This is a genomic window from Aminobacter sp. LjRoot7, from assembly GCF_964252895.1.
Lineage (GTDB): Bacteria > Pseudomonadota > Alphaproteobacteria > Rhizobiales > Rhizobiaceae > Aminobacter > Aminobacter aminovorans_B.
In genome coordinates this window covers 926356-945387 of sequence record NZ_CAXUPX020000001.1, presented here as the reverse complement: position 1 = coordinate 945387, position 19032 = coordinate 926356, and the positions used below count along the sequence as shown (strand labels likewise).

General features: G+C 64.1%; 18 protein-coding genes. All 18 read right to left on the bottom strand.

The window, feature by feature from the left end:
- Positions 1–165: 165 nt before the first annotated feature.
- The 18 genes from ACSQ3E_RS04605 to ACSQ3E_RS04520 all read right to left on the bottom strand — a co-directional run bounded on the left by ACSQ3E_RS04605 (position 166) and on the right by ACSQ3E_RS04520 (position 18963).
- Positions 166–1809, bottom strand: a complete 1644-nt coding sequence (locus ACSQ3E_RS04605) for an MFS transporter (protein WP_436121779.1) — start codon at positions 1807–1809, stop codon at positions 166–168.
- 384 nt (positions 1810–2193) lie between these two features.
- A complete protein-coding gene (gene fliQ / locus ACSQ3E_RS04600; RefSeq protein WP_067958500.1) occupies positions 2194–2460 on the bottom strand; it encodes a flagellar biosynthesis protein FliQ in 267 nt (88 codons plus the stop codon).
- On the bottom strand, positions 2457–2867 hold the full coding sequence (gene flgD, locus ACSQ3E_RS04595) for a flagellar hook assembly protein FlgD (protein WP_436121778.1): 411 nt from the start codon (positions 2865–2867) through the stop codon (positions 2457–2459). Before flgD ends, fliQ begins: the two co-directional genes overlap by 4 nt.
- A complete protein-coding gene (gene flbT, locus ACSQ3E_RS04590; RefSeq protein ID WP_436121777.1) occupies positions 2867–3307 on the bottom strand; it encodes a flagellar biosynthesis repressor FlbT in 441 nt (146 codons plus the stop codon). The genes flgD and flbT overlap by 1 nt, the downstream gene beginning before the upstream one ends.
- Complete coding sequence (gene flaF, locus ACSQ3E_RS04585; RefSeq protein WP_310322239.1) at positions 3304–3651, bottom strand: flagellar biosynthesis regulator FlaF; 348 nt, start codon at positions 3649–3651, stop codon at positions 3304–3306. The genes flbT and flaF overlap by 4 nt, the downstream gene beginning before the upstream one ends.
- Positions 3652–3677: 26 nt before the next feature.
- On the bottom strand, positions 3678–4721 hold the full coding sequence (locus ACSQ3E_RS04580) for a flagellar hook-associated family protein (RefSeq protein ID WP_436121776.1): 1044 nt from the start codon (positions 4719–4721) through the stop codon (positions 3678–3680).
- Between the two features lie 4 nt (positions 4722–4725).
- Positions 4726–6180 carry a flagellar hook-associated protein FlgK gene (gene flgK, locus ACSQ3E_RS04575; protein WP_310322234.1) on the bottom strand — a complete coding sequence of 485 codons (1455 nt, stop codon included), beginning with the start codon at positions 6178–6180 and terminating at the stop codon, positions 4726–4728.
- 36 nt (positions 6181–6216) lie between these two features.
- Complete coding sequence (locus ACSQ3E_RS04570) at positions 6217–7470, bottom strand: flagellar hook protein FlgE (RefSeq protein ID WP_310322232.1); 1254 nt, start codon at positions 7468–7470, stop codon at positions 6217–6219.
- Between the two features lie 65 nt (positions 7471–7535).
- Positions 7536–8204 carry a response regulator transcription factor gene (locus tag ACSQ3E_RS04565; protein WP_436121775.1) on the bottom strand — a complete coding sequence of 223 codons (669 nt, stop codon included), beginning with the start codon at positions 8202–8204 and terminating at the stop codon, positions 7536–7538.
- 212 nt (positions 8205–8416) lie between these two features.
- On the bottom strand, positions 8417–8923 hold the full coding sequence (locus ACSQ3E_RS04560) for a transglycosylase SLT domain-containing protein (RefSeq protein WP_310322230.1): 507 nt from the start codon (positions 8921–8923) through the stop codon (positions 8417–8419).
- 13 nt (positions 8924–8936) lie between these two features.
- The gene (locus ACSQ3E_RS04555) at positions 8937–10232 is read right to left on the bottom strand and encodes a flagellar hook-length control protein FliK (RefSeq protein ID WP_436121774.1); all 1296 of its coding nucleotides are present in this window, start codon (positions 10230–10232) and stop codon (positions 8937–8939) included.
- On the bottom strand, positions 10229–11599 hold the full coding sequence (locus tag ACSQ3E_RS04550; RefSeq protein WP_436121773.1) for a chemotaxis protein MotC: 1371 nt from the start codon (positions 11597–11599) through the stop codon (positions 10229–10231). The genes ACSQ3E_RS04555 and ACSQ3E_RS04550 overlap by 4 nt, the downstream gene beginning before the upstream one ends.
- Positions 11596–12933, bottom strand: coding sequence for a MotB family protein (locus ACSQ3E_RS04545; protein WP_436121772.1), 1338 nt, complete (start codon positions 12931–12933; stop codon positions 11596–11598). The genes ACSQ3E_RS04550 and ACSQ3E_RS04545 overlap by 4 nt, the downstream gene beginning before the upstream one ends.
- Positions 12930–13556, bottom strand: coding sequence for a hypothetical protein (locus tag ACSQ3E_RS04540; protein ID WP_436121771.1), 627 nt, complete (start codon positions 13554–13556; stop codon positions 12930–12932). Before ACSQ3E_RS04540 ends, ACSQ3E_RS04545 begins: the two co-directional genes overlap by 4 nt.
- Positions 13556–15205 carry a flagellar basal-body MS-ring/collar protein FliF gene (gene fliF / locus ACSQ3E_RS04535; RefSeq protein WP_310322217.1) on the bottom strand — a complete coding sequence of 550 codons (1650 nt, stop codon included), beginning with the start codon at positions 15203–15205 and terminating at the stop codon, positions 13556–13558. Before fliF ends, ACSQ3E_RS04540 begins: the two co-directional genes overlap by 1 nt.
- 178 nt (positions 15206–15383) lie before the next feature.
- The gene (locus ACSQ3E_RS04530; protein ID WP_436121770.1) at positions 15384–16385 is read right to left on the bottom strand and encodes a flagellin; all 1002 of its coding nucleotides are present in this window, start codon (positions 16383–16385) and stop codon (positions 15384–15386) included.
- Positions 16386–16712: 327 nt separating this feature from the next.
- Positions 16713–17690, bottom strand: coding sequence for a flagellin (locus ACSQ3E_RS04525; RefSeq protein WP_436121769.1), 978 nt, complete (start codon positions 17688–17690; stop codon positions 16713–16715).
- A gap of 289 nt (positions 17691–17979) precedes the next feature.
- The gene (locus ACSQ3E_RS04520) at positions 17980–18963 is read right to left on the bottom strand and encodes a flagellin (protein WP_310322210.1); all 984 of its coding nucleotides are present in this window, start codon (positions 18961–18963) and stop codon (positions 17980–17982) included.
- Positions 18964–19032: the final 69 nt, after the last annotated feature.

Here is a 19032-nt window from a genome sequence, read left to right as displayed (position 1 = left end):
TGCGCGAGGGTGGGAGGGAGCGCGGGGCAGCAGGTGTCGCGCGTTAGAGATTCGACCGGATGCCTACGAAACCAACCTTTGGCGGGAAAGTTTCGCGTCTAAAACCTGCTCCCCGTGGAAAACCTGTTCACGGGCAAGGCTCCGCCGACTACTGGCGCAAAGCCGTCAATGCAGCTCGATGTGCCCCTTGTGGCTGCCGAGAGCTGCCGCGAGGCTGGTGGGGCGTTCGATGAGGCGGTGGACGCGAGGGGGCTGGGGGCCGCTGTGCAGGGCGCGCAGCTTGTCGCCGATGACGGCGTCGGCATGGGTGGCGCGCTGGTTGTGGCGGATGTATTCGAGCCAGGTCGGGGTGTGGTAGGTCTCGACCCAGATTTCCGGGTTTTCGAGGTCGCGCGCCAGGACCCAGTTGCGGGCGCCGTCGCGGCGGCGGACACGGCGGCGCTCGGTCATGGCGTCGAGGAAGGCCGGCACGTCTTCCTCGCGGATGATGAACTCGATCGAGATGACGATGGGGCCTGAGCGCGGCCGGACGTCGAGTGCCAGATGCGGCTCGCGGAAGCGGTTGAGTGGATCGAGGTTGAGCGCGGTGTGCTCGGGCAGCGGCAGGAAGAAGCCGATCGCGGCACCGACCAGCATGACGATGCCGGCGGCGACAAGAGCAGTCGACGCGCCGTTACTTTCGGCGACGAGACCCCAGATCCAGCTGCCGAGAGCCATGCCGCCGAAGGTCGCCATCTGGTAGATCGACAGCGCCCGGCCGACGACCCAGCGCGGTGTCGACATCTGCACGGTGATGTTGAAATGCGACAGCGCCAGTACCCAGCTGGCGCCGCCGATAAGGAGACCTGCGCTGGTGAGCCAGGCGTTGGAGCTGAAGGCGGCGATCCAGCTGCACAGCGCAAAGCCGAGGAAGGCCGAGCGCACGATGGATTCGCTCGACAGGCTGCTGCGGATGCGGCCGCTGATTAGCGCGCCGCCGACGGCGCCGACGCCGAAGGCGCCAAGCATGATGCCGTAGGTGAGCGGGCCGCCGGCGACGAGGTCGCGGGCAACCAGCGGCAGCAGCGCCTGGATGACGACGGCGGTGAAGCCGAAGGCGAAGCTGCGCAGCAGCACCTTGCCGATGTTGGGCGACATGGCGACGTAGCGCAGCCCCGCACCCATGGCCTGGCCGAGCGTTTCGCGTGGCAGCGGGTTTGCCGGATATTCGGGGCGCCAGCGGAACAGCACAAAGATGATGGCGAAGTAACTCAGCGTGTTGACGGCGAAGGCGGCGGCAGCACCTGCGGCGGCGACGATGATACCGCCGATGGCCGGGCCGACGCTGCGCGTCATGTTGAAGCCCATCGAGTTGAGCGCGACCGCCGCCGGCATGACCGTGCGGGGCACCATGTCGCCGACGGAAGCCTGCCAGGACGGGTTGTTCAGCGCGGTTCCGCAGCCGATGAGGAAGGTGAAGGTGAGCAGCAGCCAGGGTGTGATCAGGCCGAGATAGGCAAACAGCGTCAGCGCCGCCGAGACGGCGAACATGAAGCACTGTGCTGTCAGCATGACGCGGCGGCGGTCGTAGCTGTCGGCCAATGCGCCCGAGGCGAGCGAGAACAGCATGATCGGCAGCGAGATCGAGGCCTGGACCAGCGCCACCATGTCGGACGAGGTGGCGATGGACGTCATCAGCCATGCGGCGCCGACTGACTGGATCAGGCTGCCGAAATTCGAGGCCAGGCTGGCGAACCAGACGGAACGGAAAATGCCGTGCTTGAAGGGCGCGAGTGCCGAACCTTGCTCGTACTGGTGGTCGTCGTCCATGCGCCAAGCCGGCTGAGCCGGGTGCCCTCGTGTGATTTGCCGCTACGGCGCCACGCATCCTTCGGGAGGCGCAAAGGACGCCGTGGCCCTCCTGTCGATGCGCGACCGGGAATCGGTTTCGATCATGCAGGAATGACTAGACCATGATCGGCGGGCGGGGTGAACCCATTAGTATGAAGCCGGCATGGGCCAGTGGCGGCGCGGCTAAGGTCCACGGGGGGATTCAGGTGAGGCCGGCCTGCAAATGATGGCTTCCTCCGCTTCCGGTGCTCACGTACGAAATGTACGCTCCGCTCGTCGCCCAAGAGCGACCCCGGAACCCAACATTTTCGGCGCGGCCTGACCTGAATCCAACGTAACGCTGGGCTCAGATGAAGAATGCCGTCAGAAGCCGTTTTCGATGCGCTCGAAGATGACGTTGGTGAAGCTGGAAATCTGGGCGCCGATGAACGGGCCGGTGAGCGCCACCACCAGGAAGATGGCGACGATCTTGGGAACGAAGGTAAGCGTGATTTCCTGGATCTGGGTCAGGGCCTGGATCAGGGCGATGCCGACGCCGACGAGCATGGCTGCCGCCACCGCGGGTGCGGAGGCGGTCAGGACTGTCCAGATAGCGAACTGGACGAGGTCGAGGGCATCGGCTTCGTTCACGCGGCGGCCTTGACCTTGACGCCTGCGACGACAGCGACGGTCTTGCCGTCGGCCAGCACGGCGGTGACACCGTCCTTGGCGAGACGGACCTCGGTGACGGTGCCCGACGTCTTGCCATCGGCCGAGGTGATGTTGCGGCCGATCAGTGCGTCGGCCTGGGCAAGTGCGGAGGACTGCAGGATCTGGTCGAGGCGCGCGTTCATCTGCACCGACTGCTCGACCTGCGAGAAGGTGGCGAGCTGGGCCACATACTCGGTCGATTCCATCGGCTTGGTCGGGTCCTGGTTCTTCATCTGCGCCATGAGCAGCTTGAGGAAGGACTGGTAGTCGACCTGGGTCTTGGAGCCGGTCGCTGCCTTGTTGGCGTTGGTGTTGGAGTTGACCGGTGCGGTGAAATCAATGGCCATCAGAATTTGCCTCCGGCTGCGACGGCGCGTTGGACCGGCTGGGAATCGTTGCCGGCGATGATGCGCTGCTCGAGTGGGTAGAGAGAACGGATCGTCTTCAGTGCTTCGTAGACATGGTCTTCGGCAACGAGCCGGTCGACATGCTTGAGGCTCGACAGGATCTCGGCATTGTCGAAGGTGGCGAGCAAAAGCGGCAGTGAGCGGCGGAACATGTCGCGTGCCTGGACCGCGCCGATCGGGTCGACCAGCATGACCTGCAGGATGAAGTAGAGCTGGCGCAGCGGCGTCGAGGCCTGCTCCGGCTGGAGCACGTGGCTTTCGAGCAGGAACTGCACATCGTTGAGCAGTTCGAGCGAGACCTTGCGGTCAGCACGCACCACGGCACCGTTGATGTAGATCTTCTCGTTGGCCTTCAGCGAAATCTTCAGGGTGTTTTTCATTGGATGCCGTCGCGGATGATCTGCGAGACCTCGATCAGGCCTTCGAAACTGTCGGAGCGGCCCTGGCGGATGTCCTCGGCCTCGCGCAGCAGCCAAAGGCCGATGGAGATGAGGTTGGCGCGCAGCTCCTTGGGGAGCGCGTTCTCGGGATTGCCGAGATCGTCCATCAGCGAGGTCCAGACGCGGTTGGTGAAGTTCAGCGCGGCGATCGCCTCGTTGGAATTGGCTCCGGCTTCGCTGGCCTTGACCAGCATGTCGATCGAGCGGCTGAGAAGCTGACGTTCGCGATCCCGCGCATCGGCGACGGAGTCGGTCTGAATGTCGGCATAGGAGAATTGATACATATGCGTCCCGTTTGTTGCCGTTCAGGTCAGAGGTAATTCATCAGGCTGAGCTTCTGGATACGTGCCGTCAATGCGTAGGACCTCTCGATCATCGAGATCAGGTCGCTGACGCGCGTCGCCGCCTTTTCGGGGTTGACGCCCTCAGTGTTGATGATGTGGCGCTCGAACAGGTCCATCTGCATCTTGATGCGATCGGTGGCGTTGGTGACGCGCTGTTCGATGATGCCGGTCTGCGATTCCAACTGGCCGATGTCGCTTATTGCGGTGCCGATGATCGAGACCGCGCGGGTGACCAGCGCGCCGCGCGCAGCAGCACCGACATTCGAGTCGAGCAGGTCGCTGACCATGGCAGCGGCCATGGCGACCTTGCGGATGCCGGCATTGTTGGCGCTGACCGAGGATTCGGTGGTCTCGTTGAGCGTGATGCGGCTGGTGATGCCCTGGTCGGTGGCGTTGGAGAAATTGGCCTGCCAACCGGCGCCGAGGAACATCGGCTCGACGACCGAGGTCATGAAGGTGTTCATCTGGGTGGCCGAGATGGACTGTGCCGCCGGATCGTTTTGGGTGAAGCCAAAATGGGTCTGGAAGGCTGTGTCGAATGCCGCCTTGGCCGGTGAACCGGCCTTGAACTCGTTGATCGGCTTGACGTCGGTGTTGGTGCCGGCGAACAGGTATTCGCCGTTGAGGCTGGTGTTGAGCACTGAGGTCAGCGTGTCGAGCGTGCCGCGCGCAGCCTTCTGGGTCAGCGCGTAGGCGGCGTCGCCGGACGAGCTGCTGGTCAGGCTGGCGAGGAAGGTCTGCGCTGCCTTGCCGACTTCGTTGAGCGACTTCTGCGTTGCCGACAGGCGCGACGACACCAGGCCGTTGGAGTCGACGATGCCGTCGAGGCGCTCGAGGTCGCGGTGGAGCGTGACCGACTGCGCAGTGCGGGCGCCAAGCGCCAGCCCGGTGTCGGCAACAAAGCCGGAGGAAGCCTCCTTCTGCGCCTTGATCAGCTCGGACTGCTGCCGCAGCATCGAGTAGCGCAGGGCGCTGGTGACGGCGGAGGAGGAAACGAACGTCGCTTTCATCGCGCTACCTCACCGCGCCGAGAAGGGCGGCCAACATGTCGTCGACCGCCTTCAGCAGCCGCGCCGTGGCCTGATAGGACTGCTCAAGCTCCAGCATCTTCGACATCTCGATGTCGACGTTGACGCCGGTGTCGTTGGACAGGGCCTCGGCGGTGCGGACGGCCAGCGCTTCCTTGGTCTGGGCGGCGGTGTCGGCCTGCTTGCGCATGCCTTCGAACCAGCCGATCGAATTGGTGGAGAAGGTGCTGAGGCTCGAATTGGTGGCGATGCCGGCGGCCGGATCGAAGGTCATCGTCTGGTCGATGCGGTTGCCGTAGGAGATCAGCAGGTCGGCATAGGAGGCATTGTTGGCAGGGTTCTTGACGTAGGCCGCGCCATTGATGCCGCCATCGCGCAAAAGCTTGGGATTGCCGCCGACTTGCGGGTCGACAGCGGGATTGACCTTGATCGAGCGCGCCAGGCCGTTGACCAGCACGCCAGCCGGCGGGACCGCCGGGCCGCCTGACCAAGTGAACAGGCCGGCCTGGTCGGCAAGTGCGGGTGCCGTTTCGGAGAAGGCGGTGATCAGGCCGCGCGCCATCTCGTCGAGCTGCGCCTGCATCGTGGTGGTGACGCTGTCGCGAACCTGGATCATGGCGGCGAGCTTGCCGCCGGCGTCGGTGTTGGCGCCCATGCCGGGCTGAAGCGGCACGCCGTCGATGAGGATCTTGTTGCCGGTGACACCGGCTGAATAGCCAGCCAGTGGCGTGAAGGTGACCGCGCGTGGGATGGTCTCGAACAAGGTGGTGCCATCACCTGTCGTGATGACCATGTCGTTGTCGCCGCGCTTGAAGGTCGAGATCGGCACGATCTCGGAAATCTTCTTCAGAATGGCATCGCGCTGGTCGAGGGAGTCGTTGACGTCGCGCCCGGCGCGGGTGCCCTGGATGATCAGCTTGTTGGCCTGCTCGAAATCGGCGAGCAGCCTGTTGAGGTCATCGACAGTGGTGGCGATTTCGCCATCGGTCTCGGTGCGGATGCGCTGGATGGCATCGCTGCCGTCATTGAGCGAACGCACCACCTGGCGGGCGGCGTCGATCGCCGCCGTGCCGAGGTTCTGGTTCGAAGGGGCCGCAGCATAAAGCTGCAGCGCCTGCTGGAACTTGCCGAGCTGGGTCGCGACCGAGCTCTTGTTTTCCGAGCCGTTGACGTCGAGCGACAGCTTCTGCAAGCCCTCGAGGAGGGTGTTCTGGCCGGTGAAATCGGCCAAAGCAGAGAGGTTCTGGCGGAACAGCAGTTCGTTGGTTGCACGCTGGATTTCGACCACGCGCGCCCCGGGGCCGGTGCTGGCGAGCACCGCCGTGCGGCGCACGTAGTCAGGGTTTGATGCATCCGCGACGTTGCGGGAAACAGTGCTTGTCTGGCGCGACGTGTTGCGAAGCGCAGATTGGGCTATGCTGATGGCAGACGACAGCGACATGCTATGTTTTTCCAGCGGGCGATAAGCCCGTCAGTCCTATCTCTTCAGGTTGACGAGGATATCCATCAGGTCCGCTCCGGTTTGGAAGACCTTGGAATTGGCAGTGTAGTTACGCTGGGACTCGATCATCGCGGTGAGTTCCTCGGCGATGTCGACGTTGGAGTTTTCGAGCGCGCCCGAGATCATCTTGCCGAGGCCGCCGGAGTCGGCGAAGCCGATCTGGACAGGGCCGGAGTCGGCGCTTTCACGGAACACGTTGCCCGAAAGGCTGTTGAGACGGTCGGGGCTCGCCACGTCGGCCAGCGGGATCTTGTACAGCGGCTTCATCGAGCCGTCCGCGTACTGGGCATACATGGTGCCGTCGGTGTCGATCTCGACGCGCTCGATGGTGCTCGGCCCGTTGCCGTCGGCGACAGCCTTGGTCACGGTGTAGGGCGAGGCCAGCTGCGTCATCTTGGAGATGTCGAGGCTCACCGCTGCACCGTTTGGCACGGTGAAGCTGAGGCTGCCCGCGCTGGTCAGCTTGCCGGTGGTACCGTCGAAAGTCATGGTGCTGTTGGTGAGCAGACCGCCTGCGGCATAGGGGAACGACGTTCCGGGGGCTGCCTTGGACTGGTCGAATACGGCGACGTCCCAGGTGTTGGCGCCGGTCTTGGTGTAATAGATGTCGACGATCTTCTTGGCGCCGAGATTGTCATACATGACCATCGACGACTTGGACGTGTAGGTCGCGCCGGCAGCGTTGCCGCTCGGGAGCGGGCCGGTCACGACGGCCGCGTCGCTCTGCAGGTTGGCCGTGAAGGTGGCGTTCTTGGTCGGCAGCGCGGTGAGCTCGGAGCTCGAGATCTGGACGGGCACCAGGCCGTCGAAGCCGTTGGCGGTGGCGGCAGGCACGCCATTGGCGTAGCTGTAGCCCATCAGCTGGTAACCGGCGGCATTGATGAGGCGACCCTGGCCGTCGGGCACGAACGAGCCGGCGCGGGTGAGGTAGGGCGAGCCGGAAGCATCCTGGACGACGAAGAAACCGTTGCCCTGGACCGCGAGATCGGTGCCTGACGTGGTGTACTGAAGCGTGCCGTCCTTGGCGATGGCGTTCAGCACCTTGGTGGTGACGCCGCCGGAGTTGTAGGCGCCGGGCGTGCTGGGCAGGACCAGCGACGAGAATTCGGTATAGGCGCGCTTGTAGCCGGTCGTGCTCGAGTTAGCGATGTTGTCGGCGACCGTCGACAGCCGGTTCGCCTGGGCGTTCATGCCCGAAACGCCCGTTCGCATCATTCCGTAAAGGCTCATCGGTGGTCTCCTCAAATCTCATGCCACGCTAGTGAAGTTACGTGGCATGTCTTGCGCGAGGCTGGTCAGACGATCAGCCGGTAGCCGAGGAAACGCTTCGAATCGATCGGGTCGTGGCCAAGACGCTCGCGCAGCTTCTTGCGCAGCTTGGAGATGTGGCTTTCGACGACATTTTCTTCGACTTCTTCATCGAAGACGCCGTAGATCGCGTTGAAGACCTGGGTCTTGGTGACCCGGCGTCCGCTGTTGCTTGCCAAATACTCAAGGATGCGGCGCTCGCGGCGCGGTAAGGGCATCGGCTGGCCATCGATCTCGGGGTCGCGGCCATCCATGAAGATGCGCATCGCGCCGATCTGGGCGAAGCCGGTGTCTTCCTGGGCGCGACGGCGGATGGCCGAGATCCGGGCAAGAATTTCGCGGATGTGGACGGGCTTGCGGATGACGTCGTCGACACCCGACTCGAAAAGCTTGAGCGTGTTTTCGAGGTTGTTCTGTTCGCTGAGCGCGATGACCGGCGCCTTGGAGCGGTCACGCAGCTGACGCGGCGAGATCGAGCCCTCGTTGCAGTCACCGATGAGGAAGGCGCGAACCGAGCGCAAATCCTCGTCGGGAGCGCTGGTGACCCATTCGCCGAACTCGGTCGAACGGAAGCCCGCGCACGCCACACCTTCCCTGTCGAAGAGTGAATTATATCCGTTGGTGACGAGCTCTCGCTCATCCACGATTACGATCATGATCCCGCCCCCGAATCAGTAAAAATGCCCTGTTAACCATTCGGTAATGGGTCGGGACCAAGGCGACCAATCGTGAATTCTTGCCGCTATTTTTTAGGGAGTCTGGAATCGCATGGGTTGAGCAGGTTGCACGATATGCGTGCATCCTTGCCCGAGCCTGTCGTGAGGGGCGGGAGAGCGGCCCGTTTCCGTTTTGGTTCGGCTGAAGACGCCTATGGGTTGCAGAAGGTCCGGGCGTTTTCGGTCCAGCGGCCGAAGCCGGTGGCGACCATGTTGGCGATGACGCGACAGACGTAGCGCTTCTGGGCGGGGTCGTTGTTGGGGCCGGCATGATAGCGGGCAACCGCCATCGACCAGGACTCGTGACGTGAATGCAGGCTGACGAGGAAGCGCGCTGCATAGTCGACATTCAGGCGCGGATTGAGCATGTCGCGCACCGAACGGAACTCGGCAGCGTGGTAGCGGTGATTGATCTGCATGCAGCCGAGGTCGATCAGCGTCTTGCCTTCGCCACGGGCCGTCTCGAAGGCGGCGATGGCTTCGGCCTCGTTCCGAGGGAACACTGCTTTTCCTTCTATGTTCAAGGCGTTAGGCTGCAAGCTGCCTTTCTTTCCGGTCTCGGTCAGGCCGACGGCATAGAGAATGCCGACCGGCACGCCATAGCGATCGGCGGCGCGCAGGATCTCGGGCTCGCACGGATTGGCCGCAGCCGCAGCCATACCGGTGGCGACGCTAGATATAGCGGCTGCTGCCAGGGCGATCAGCGTTAGACGACGAGATGTTGCGTGAATTGCCGTCATCATTTGCCGCGTTCCCACTCTGACGTCCATTGCCGGAATTTGTCCCTTCACCACCCGTTCCGCCCGACTGGGCGGAGGCCTGGTCGCGGCTTGCGAAACCGGAGGAGGCGCCGCCGTCAGCGCGTGCGTTCGATGACTGGGGCTGCAGGATGGTGACCCGGTCGACATCGAAACCGAGGCCTCGCAGGGCGCTGTTGATCGCCTCGCGATCAGACGAAAGCCTGTTGTAGGCCTCGGCGTTCTCAACTTCGATTTCAACCGAAAGTTGCTCTCCGGCGAGGTGGAGATTGGCCGTGACCATGCCCAATTCGACGGGGCGCAGCTGGATCTTGAGAACCTGTACGCCAGGCGTGTTTGAGGCGCTGTTCTGGAGCTGCTGGACCGAGGATGCGGCAGCGACGTGGCGCGGAGCGGCTGAGGCGATGTCGAGGGCGAGTGCGCCCGCGGTGCTGCCTGCGCCAGTGTTCGCCGGAGCCGGGATCGACTGCTCCGACATGACGGTGACAGTGTTGCCGACGGAGGGCTGTTCGGCCTGCCGGACGGGTGCCGGCCGCGACGGCTTGTCGGTGCTGGCAGCGGTGTCGTTGGCGGTTCCCGTTTCCGGGCCTGCAGCCTGTGATGCCTGCTGTGCCTCGGGCGCCGTTGCGGGTGTCGTGACAGGCGCCGCGGCCTGTGGCGCGGAACCGGTGGCGGCCGAGCGCGCGGCCTTGCCGTTGGTGACGAGTGCGGCGAGTTCCGCCTCGGATCCGTCGCCCGCCGCGTCTGGCTGTGCGCCGACATCGGTGGCTTGGACCTCGGCCGCGTCGGCGGAACCAGCCTTCGCCGGCTGGGCGCCTGCCTTGCGCAGCTCGCTCAAGGCAAGCACCAGCGGCAACGCAGTCTCGTCGGTCTTTTCGGCTTTGACTTCCTTCGCCTTCACATCGGGCTGCTGCGGCTCGGAGACTTCAAGCGTCTCGCCCTCTACGGCTTCGCCGGTCCTGGGCGTCTCGCCCTCGGTGTCGGCGAGCGCGTTGCGCTCGGCAAGCCGCTCGGCAAGCTTGTTCAGGCCCTTGGGACGCGGGGCATCGTGATCGGCGGCATGACCCTTCGATTTTGGTTCGCCCTTGTGCGGCGAAGCCAGGGTCTGGCCGAAATCGGGCTGGTCGTCGTTGGCGAGGGCATTGCGCTCGTGACCCGAAGAATGGCGGGCGAGCGGGCTCACCAGTGCCGCGCTGATTGCGTCGGTCATTTGGGGGAGCCTCCTAGCAGTTCGTCAATGGATTCAAGCGTGCGGCGCGCTTCGGTGATCTTGGGGTCTTCCGGTTCCGCTGGTTCCGGCTGTTGCTGGGTCAAAGGCACGACCCTTGGCGCTGCCGCGACCGCCGGCTGCTCAGCCGCCGGAGCGGCGGGTGCTGCCGGCGCAGCCGACTGGGCGGGCGCAGACGGGGCAGGGCTCGGCGCCTCGACAGCGTCGGGGATCATCGGATCCGCTGGCGGCGCTATATCGATCGGCGCCGGCGGCAGGTCTTCGATGTCGAGCGGTTTCGACGTGCCAGCAGGTGTTGCCGGCACGGCTGAGGTGAGCTCCGATGCCACCGCTTCAACGGCGTCCAGCAAGGCGCGGTCGCCCTTGGACAGCTTGTCGCGATCGATGCCGCCGAGCTTGCCGAGCATGTCGGCTGCCGTGCCCGAGGTGACCGACGACAGGCCGGAATAGAGCTGGGCACGCGGGTCGGCGGTTCCCGATGTTCCATCGCGGCCCTTCTCGGCTTTGGCGGAGGCAAAGGCGGAGAGTTCGGCCAGGCCGTCGATGGCGGCACGGCGGGCAATGCGGAGGTAAACGACCTTCTCCTGCTCGGCATCCATCATTGCGGTGATTTCGGCGAGCGTGTCGAGATTGATCGAGCTGTGCAGGGTAACGACACCGGCGACGAACGCGTCGGCGAACTGGCTGGCATAAGGCGAGCGCAGATAGTTGCGGACATATTGCGTCGAGTTGCGCATGAAGCGGCCGCCATCCTCGAGCCGGCTCGCAAGTGCCACCGAGCGGCGCAGGGCGGCTTCCTCGACGAGCGTGCCGGGGCTGAGCAGCCTGGCCTGGTCGAACAGCTTCATTGCCTGCTCGGGCTGGTCGGCGATGCTGACCGAACCCTTGACCAGCGCCAGGAAGGCACCGAGCTCGGAGATCTGCGTCAGCGGATCGATCGAGGCGAGCGCCTCGATGGTACTCTTGGGCTTGCCCCTGAGATAGTCGATGACGCCTTGCGCCAGCTTCTGATCGGCCTCTTCAAGCTCCAGCCGCGAGACCACCTGCTCGATGGTCAAGGGGTTGCCGCCGCTCATCGCGTAGATCAGCAGGGCACGGAAATTCTTGGGATCCTTGAACGCATCGACATCGGCGGTGCGCATGCGTTCGTCGGTCATTTCGAGCAGCCGGCGCTGCAGTGGCAGCGAGGCCTGGTCGCCGGAGGCGATACGGTCCTGCAAAAGCTGCAGGCAGCGCACGAGCTGGTAAGGCTCGAGCGCCGGCGCTTCACTGGCGACGGCGCGGCCGGGCACGCCCGCGACCAGCAGGGCGATGAGGGCGGCACCGGAAAGGGTCGCCGCGAGCCTCATTCGGCGCGCTCCAGCAGGATTTCGATACGCCGGTTGGTGGCCGAGAACGGCTCGGCCTTGTCCTTCAGCTTGCGGTCGGCGAAGCCGGCGACCTCGACGATGCGCTTTTCGTCGAGCCCGGCGCGGGCCAGCATGTAGTAGGCGGAATGGGCGCGTGACGTGGACAGGCGCCAGTTGTCATAGCCGCCGCCACGGAACGGGCGCGCGTCGGTGTGGCCGTTGATCGAGATGTTGCCCTCATGGGTGGCAAGCGTCTTGGCGATCTTTTCCATGGCGAGCACGAGCTGCTTGCGCGGCACGGCCGAGCCGATCTCAAACATGCCGAAGTCGAACTGCTCGGTGACCGAGATGACGACGCCCTTGTCGGTGGCGACGACCGAGAGGCCGTCGGGGAGGGCGCCGCCCGACTTGATCGCCTCGGCGAGTTCGCGGCGGATGGCGTCGGCGTCGTTGATGGTTTCGCGCGTCGGCGCTTCGTTCTTGGGCTTTGGTGCCTCGGCCATAGCCTCAGCTTCCGCTGTATCGATCTTCGGGGCGTCGCCCGGCTTGGCGGCGGTTTCGCGCGCCGACGGGGCGGGCTTGGGCTGAGCCGGAGGGGTCTGCTCGGCGAGTTTTGCCTGGGGTTCCGGGGCCTGCTGTTGCTGCGCCTTGACCGGGTCGGACTTGGCGGAGCGCTCGGTCTTTTCGCCGGGCTTTGCCGGTTCGCCTTCGATCGCGGCGCGCTCGGCACTTGCCTCGGCGGCCGGGGTTGCGACCTGCTCGGTCCAGAAATCGGGCGCGAACGGGTCGCGATAGGCTTCGCCGCCGGAGGCGCCGCTGGCCGGGCCGGCGTTCTGGACGCCGCCTTCACCGCGTTCCGAGATGTTGGCCTTGGTACCGGTGTCCTGGGCGATTTCGGCGAGCACGGCGTAGGGGTCGGCAAACAGGTGTTCATCGGAGCGGTTGGCGGCCGGGCTGGCGTCCGCGGAGTTCTTTTCCGTCGATGGACCGGCATTGCCGCGGCCGTCGGAGCCGGCCTTGGCGCTGGCTTCCTGTGGGTTCTCGGCGGTCAGGCCGACCGAATTGGGGCCGTCGCCGAGCTCTTCGAGGCCCTTGCGGCTAGCGTTGCGGTCGACCAGCTTGACGGGATTGAAGTAGCTGGCGACAGCCGCCTTTGTCTGCTCATTGGCAGCGCTGATTAGCCACATGACGAGGAAGAAGCACATCATTGCCGTCATGAAGTCGGCGAAGGCGATCTTCCAGGCACCGCCATGGTGGCCGTCGTCGTGATCGGAATGGGCACGCCTGACGATGACGATCTCGTGGCGTGGCTCGGGGCCGTCAGGACCGTTCATGGCAAGGTCTCGGAAAGCGCCGAAGACCATTCGCCGAGGCGGGTCTCGAACAGGTTGTCGTCAATCGCGACGCTGAGGTCGAAGCCGACGGCCTCGGCGAAGTCGACATTGTCGATGCGTGTGCCGATGGCGGCGGCGAGCGCGTCGAACAGGAACTGCGGGCCGCTGACCTTGATGCGCACCGCCTCGCGGTCGGCGCAGGCGGCGAGGATGGCCGTCGACAGCGAGTCGATGGAGCGCTGGCGGATGTCGTCGCTGACGAGCGTGGCGACAACGCGGGCGGCGGCGTCAGTGGTGAGGTGGACGACGCGTGTCTCCATCTCGGCGATGCGCGTGGCGATGACCTCGCCGGCCTCGGTGCCGAAGCGGGCGCCAAGAGCAGCGATCTCTTCGGCGTGGCGCTGGCGCTCGGCCTCGAGCACCAGTTCATACTCCTCGCTGAGACGCGTGGTCAGGTCTGCTTCGGCCCTGGCGACGGCTTCGGCGACGATCGCAGGGATATCCAGGTCAGGAACGGCCTTGGGATATTCCGCGACCGGAGCCTCGGGCTCGGCACTATTGTGGGGATGCGGAGCGAGCGGCGCGAAGTCGGTCAGCCGTTCGAAAAGCGCTGCGATCGACATCAGGCGGCGACCTCGTTACCGGCCCATTTGCGCAGGATCAGCGCGGTACGCTCTTCATTGATGTCGACCATGCGGGCGAGACGGTCCTGCGGGGCAGGGCGCAGCTTGTTGCGCAGGTCATCCATGGCATGCGGCCGCTGGTCGGACAGGGCGACAGGCTCCTCCTCGAAGGAGGCCATGCCGTCGGCGTTCGGCAAGGCGCGCTGCATCTCCTCGAAGCTCGGGCCGGCGAAGGTGGGCAGGGCAGGTGCCGCGGACGAACCCGACAGCGCTGCCGCCATCGGCCTCAGGCCGAAGAAGGCGACGAGGAAGACGACGACGATGAAGGCTGCGGCGTTGATCAGCGTGCCGGCGTGCTGGCCGACCGAGGCCATGATGCCGGGGCTTTCGATGACCTCGCCGTCGAGACCGTCAATGAACTCGACCGCCGAGACGTTGATCAGGTCGCCGCGCTTTTCATCGAAGCCGGTGGCCGAGGTCACCATCTTCTGGATGTCGGCGACGCGAGCGGCGATGGCCTCGGGCGTTGCGTCCTTGCCAAGAATGGCAGCGAGGCGCTGCTGATTGACGACGACGGCGATCGACATCTTGGTCACCGAATAGCCATTCGAAACCGTGGCGATGCGCTTGGAGTTCATCTCGTAGTTGGTGATCTCTTCCTTGCGGTCGCTGGCCGAGGTAGACTGCGGGCCGTCGGTGGCGGCGGCCTCGGCATCGGGCAGGTTCTGCTCGACGGTTGCTGGCGTCGACGACTGCTTCTGGTTCGAGTTCTCGTTGGCGCGAACGACCTGGACGGAACGCTCGACCCGCGATTCCGGATCGAAGATCGTCTCTTCGGTCTGGCGCGAATCGGTGTTGACGTCGGCCTTGACGCTGGCGCGGAAATTGTCCGGGCCGAGATAGGCGGCGAGCGCGCGGCGGATGTTGTCTTCGATCTGGGTTTCGACGGTGCGCTCGACTCCGATGGAGCGGGCGGCACTTGAATTGTTGGGATCGTCGCCTGATGCAAGCAGGTTGCCACTCGAATCGAGGACCGTCACGCGCTCGGCATCGAGGCCTGGCACCGCGGCGGCAACGAGGTGGCGGATCGACATGGCGCTCTTGTCGGCATCCATGCTGGCGGCGCGGATGACGACCGAGGCCGAGGGCTTCTGCTCGTCGCGGCGAAAGTTGGCGCGCTCCGACATGACGATGTGGACGCGGGCGGCCTTGATGCCCGAAATCGACTGGATGGTGCGGGCGATCTCGCCTTCCAATGCGCGGACGCGGGTGACCTGCTGCATGAAGGAGGTGAGGCCGAGCGAACCGACATTGTCGAACAGCTCGTAGCCGGCGTTGGCGCTGGTGGGCAGGCCTTTTTCGGCGAGCAGCATGCGGGCTTGTGCGGTACTGCCGGCAGGGACCAGGACGGTGGTGCCGTCGGAGGCGACGTCGAAGCCGATGCCCGCTTCGCCGAGCACCATGCCGATCTGGTTCACGTCGGAGCGTTCGAGGCCGACATAAAGCGTCTCGTAGGCTGGACGGTTGAGATAGACGGATGCCACGCCGACGATGGCGATCACCAGTGCTGCGATACCACCCAGCATGGCGAGACGGCGTGGGCCGAAACTCCTGAGATTGGCGACGATGCTCTGTAGCTGTTCGGGCACGTGCGTTAGTTCCCCGCAATACTTTCCGGAGAGACCCTAGCCCGCGAAGCTTGTGCGAAAATGTTATGGGCCGCGCAAGATGCGCGGCCCATGGCATTTCGTCGGGATTGTTGCTGCTGAATTGCCGCCTGATTTCAGGCGCTTCCGAAAGTCGAGACCGGCTTTCGGGGCCTAAGCGTCAGCTCTTGAACAGCGACAGGATGTTCTGCGAGTTCGAGTTGGCGATGGACAGCGCCTGGATGCCGAGCTGCTGCTGGACCTGGAGGGCCTGCAGGCGGGTCGATTCCTTGTTCATGTCAGCGTCGACGAGCTGGCCGACACCACGATCGATGGAGTCCATCAGGCTGGTAGTGAAGGTCTTCTGCAGGTCGATCTGGCTCTTGGCCGCGCCGAGCGTGGTGGCGGCGTCGGTCATTTCGGCCAGGGTGACTTCGGCGACCTTCACCATCTGGAGGATCTGGTCGTAGCTGAAGCCCTTCACGGACAGGGTCGCAACGGCGTAACCGTCGGTGGCGGCTGGTACGGCACCGGGGGTCGTGGGATTAGCCGCGGTGTTGTCGCGGACACCTGTGGTGCCGAGGCGCAGGCCTTCGAGGATGCCCTTGTTGACGTTGGTGGTGGCAGCAGCGTCATAGAGCTTTACGCCCTGGACCTTGATGTCGATGGTTGCCAGCGTGACGGTGCCCGAATTGTCGCGGATGAAGCCCGAAACGATCTTGGCGTCGTTGTGCACGCCGGCGGCCGAATGGCCGGCGGCAGTGGTCGAATTCACCGAAAGCCAGTTGGCGCCCGAGAAGCTGGCGCTGTCGGCGTAGCTCTTCAGCTGTGCCTGCAGGGCCTTGATCTCGACATCGATCTTGTTCTTGTCGGCGTCCGAGCCGTTGGCCGCGGCAACAAGCTTGACCTTGATGTCGTTGAGGGTGTCGATCGACTTGTGCATCGCCGTGTAGGCTGTGTCGACTTTCGAGGCGCCAAGACCGAGCGCGTCCTGGACCGTGGAGAGCGCCCTGTTGTCGGAACGCATGGTGGTGGCGATCGACCAGTAGGCAGCATTGTCGGACGCTTCTGCGACACGGTAGCCGGTCGAGATGCGGGCCTGGGTTGTGTTGAGCGCCTTGTTGGTGGTGTTGAGGCTCTGAAGCGCCGTCAACGCCGAAGCATTGGTCATGATACTGGACATCGAAATAACCCCCTCTGTCAGAGCCGCGCGTTCTGCCGCTGCGAACCGGTTGCGGATGCCGTACGTTCTGCCTGCGGCAGCCGAACCGTCATAGCAATTGGTTAACCATAACTACGAACTTATGGTTAACGGCAGATTAAGGACCGCGCAGTGACAGGCCTTCGCATTTACCGTTACGTGGCGGAATCTATGCTCGCCGTAACTTGCGCGAGGCTAACCCGCGCCGCCAGCCAGGGGAAAAGGCGGCGGCATGGGAAAGTGAAATCGGGCCGCACCCCATTGGGTACGGCCCGATTTCATGACTGCAGCTGTCTTGGTGCCGAAGCGTCAGCCCTTGAACAGTGACATGATCGACTGCGAGTTGCCGTTGGCGATCGAGAGCGCCTGGATGCCGAGCTGCTGCTGGACCTGGAGGGCCTGCAAGCGGGTCGATTCCTTGTTCATGTCGGCATCGACGAGCTGACCGACGCCGCGATCGATGGAGTCCATCAGGCTCGTCGTGAAGGCCTTCTGCAGCTCGATGCGGCTCTTGGCGGCGCCGAGATTGGTGGCAGCCGTCGTCATTTCCTTCAGCGCGGCTTCGACAACGCCAAGCTGCTTGGTCAGCTGGGCGTCGGAATAGCCCTTAACCGAGACGGTCATGACGGAGTAGGTGTCGGTGGCGGCATCGGTGCCTGGGGTAGGGGCGGACACTGCTGCACGGACACCTGTCGTGCCGAGGCGCTGGCCGTCCAGGATGCCCGTCTTGATAGCGGCAGCACCACCGGTTTCGAAAAGCTTGATGTCATCGACCTTGACGTCGATGGTCGAGATCGAGGCAGCGCCTGCCGCGTCGCGGTTGAAGGCGGAAACGATCTTGACGTCGTCGGCAGCGGTTGCCGCAGCGCCGCTCTTGACCGAGAGCATGTTGGTGCCGGAGAAGGTCGCGCCGTCAGCATAGGCCTTGAGCTGGCCCTGCAGTGCCTTGATCTCGGTGTCGATCTTTTCCTTGTCGGCAGCCGAAGCGCCGTTGGCAGCGACAAGCTTGACCTTGATGTCGTTGAGTGTGTCGATGGCCTTGTTCATGCCCGTATAGGCGGTGTCGACCTTCGAAGCGCCGAGGCCGAGCGAATCCTGAACCGTCGAGAGAGCCTTGTTGTCCGAACGCATGGTGGTTGCGATCGACCAGTAGGCGGCGTTGTCGGAAGCTTCGGCGACGCGGAGACCGGTGGCGATGCGACCCTGGGTGACGCTCAGCGACTTGTTGGTGGCGCTAAGCGTCTGCAGCGCCGTCATTGCCGACGCGTTGGTGTTGATGCTGGACATGGGAATTACGCCCCTCGGAAAAAGCAATACTGGGACATACCGGATCGACCGGTATGGCGGCGTGGCATCATGCCTATGATCGCCAAGAAGGGGTCACCCGCCATGACGAGAACAATCGCATCTTAACCTTACCGAACTGCTAAGATTTGCGCCGAATGTGTTTGTTAGAGATTTGAAATATATAAATTTTTTGCGTTTAGGCGAGACGACTGAGATAGCCCCGTGCCAAACGAAAACGGGCCGCACCGAAGTGCGACCCGTTCTCCAAGATATGCCTGAGACGGTTCGATCAGCCGCGGAAGAGCGACATGATCGACTGCGAGTTGCCGTTGGCGATCGACAGTGCCTGGATACCGAGCTGCTGCTGGACCTGGAGGGCCTGCAGGCGGGTCGATTCCTTGTTCATGTCGGCATCGACGAGCTGGCCAACGCCGCGATCGATGGAGTCCATCAGGCTCGAGGTGAAGGTCTTCTGCAGTTCGATGCGGCTCTTGGCAGCACCGAGGTCGGTGGCAGCCGTGTTCATGTCCTTGAGCGCGCTTTCGACGACGCCGAGCATCTGGCTGAGCTGCTGGTCGTTGGCGAACAGCGTGCCGTCGGTCAGCTTCATCGTGGCGACCTGGAAGGTGTCGGCGGCGTCGTAGGTGCCGAGGGTAACGGCGTTAGCCGCGCCTTCGACGCCAGCGGAAGTGCGCTCGGAGTCAAGGATGCCCTTGCCGGTCGTGGCAACGCCGGCGCCGGCTTCGTAGAGCTTGATGCTCTCGACCTTGACGTCGATGGTCGAGATCGAAGCGGTGCCCGAAGCGTCCCGGTTGAAGGCCGAGACGATCTTGACGTCCGGAGCCGCGGCAGCGCCGCTGTTCACCGACAACATGTTGGTGCCGGAGAAGGTGGCGCCGTCAGCATAGGACTTGAGCTGGTCCTGCAGGGCCTTCACTTCGGTCTGGATCTTGGCCTTGTCGGCGTTCGACGCACCATTGGCGGCGACCAGCTTGACCTTGATGTCGTTGAGGGTGTCGATGGCCTTGTTCATGCCGGTGTAGGCAGTGTCGACCTTCGAAGCGCCGAGGCCGAGCGAGTCCTGAACCGTCGACAGCGCCTTGTTGTCCGAACGCATGGTGGTGGCGATCGACCAGTAGGCGGCGTTGTCGGAAGCTTCCGCGACGCGGAGACCCGTTGCGATACGGCCCTGGGTGGTGTTGAGAGCTTTGTTGGTGGCAGACAGGGTCTGCAGCGCGGTCATTGCCGACGCATTGGTATTGATGCTGGACATGGGAAATACGCCCCGAAAAAACAACAAAAAACAGGGACATACCGGATCGACCGGTATGGCGGAGCGGCA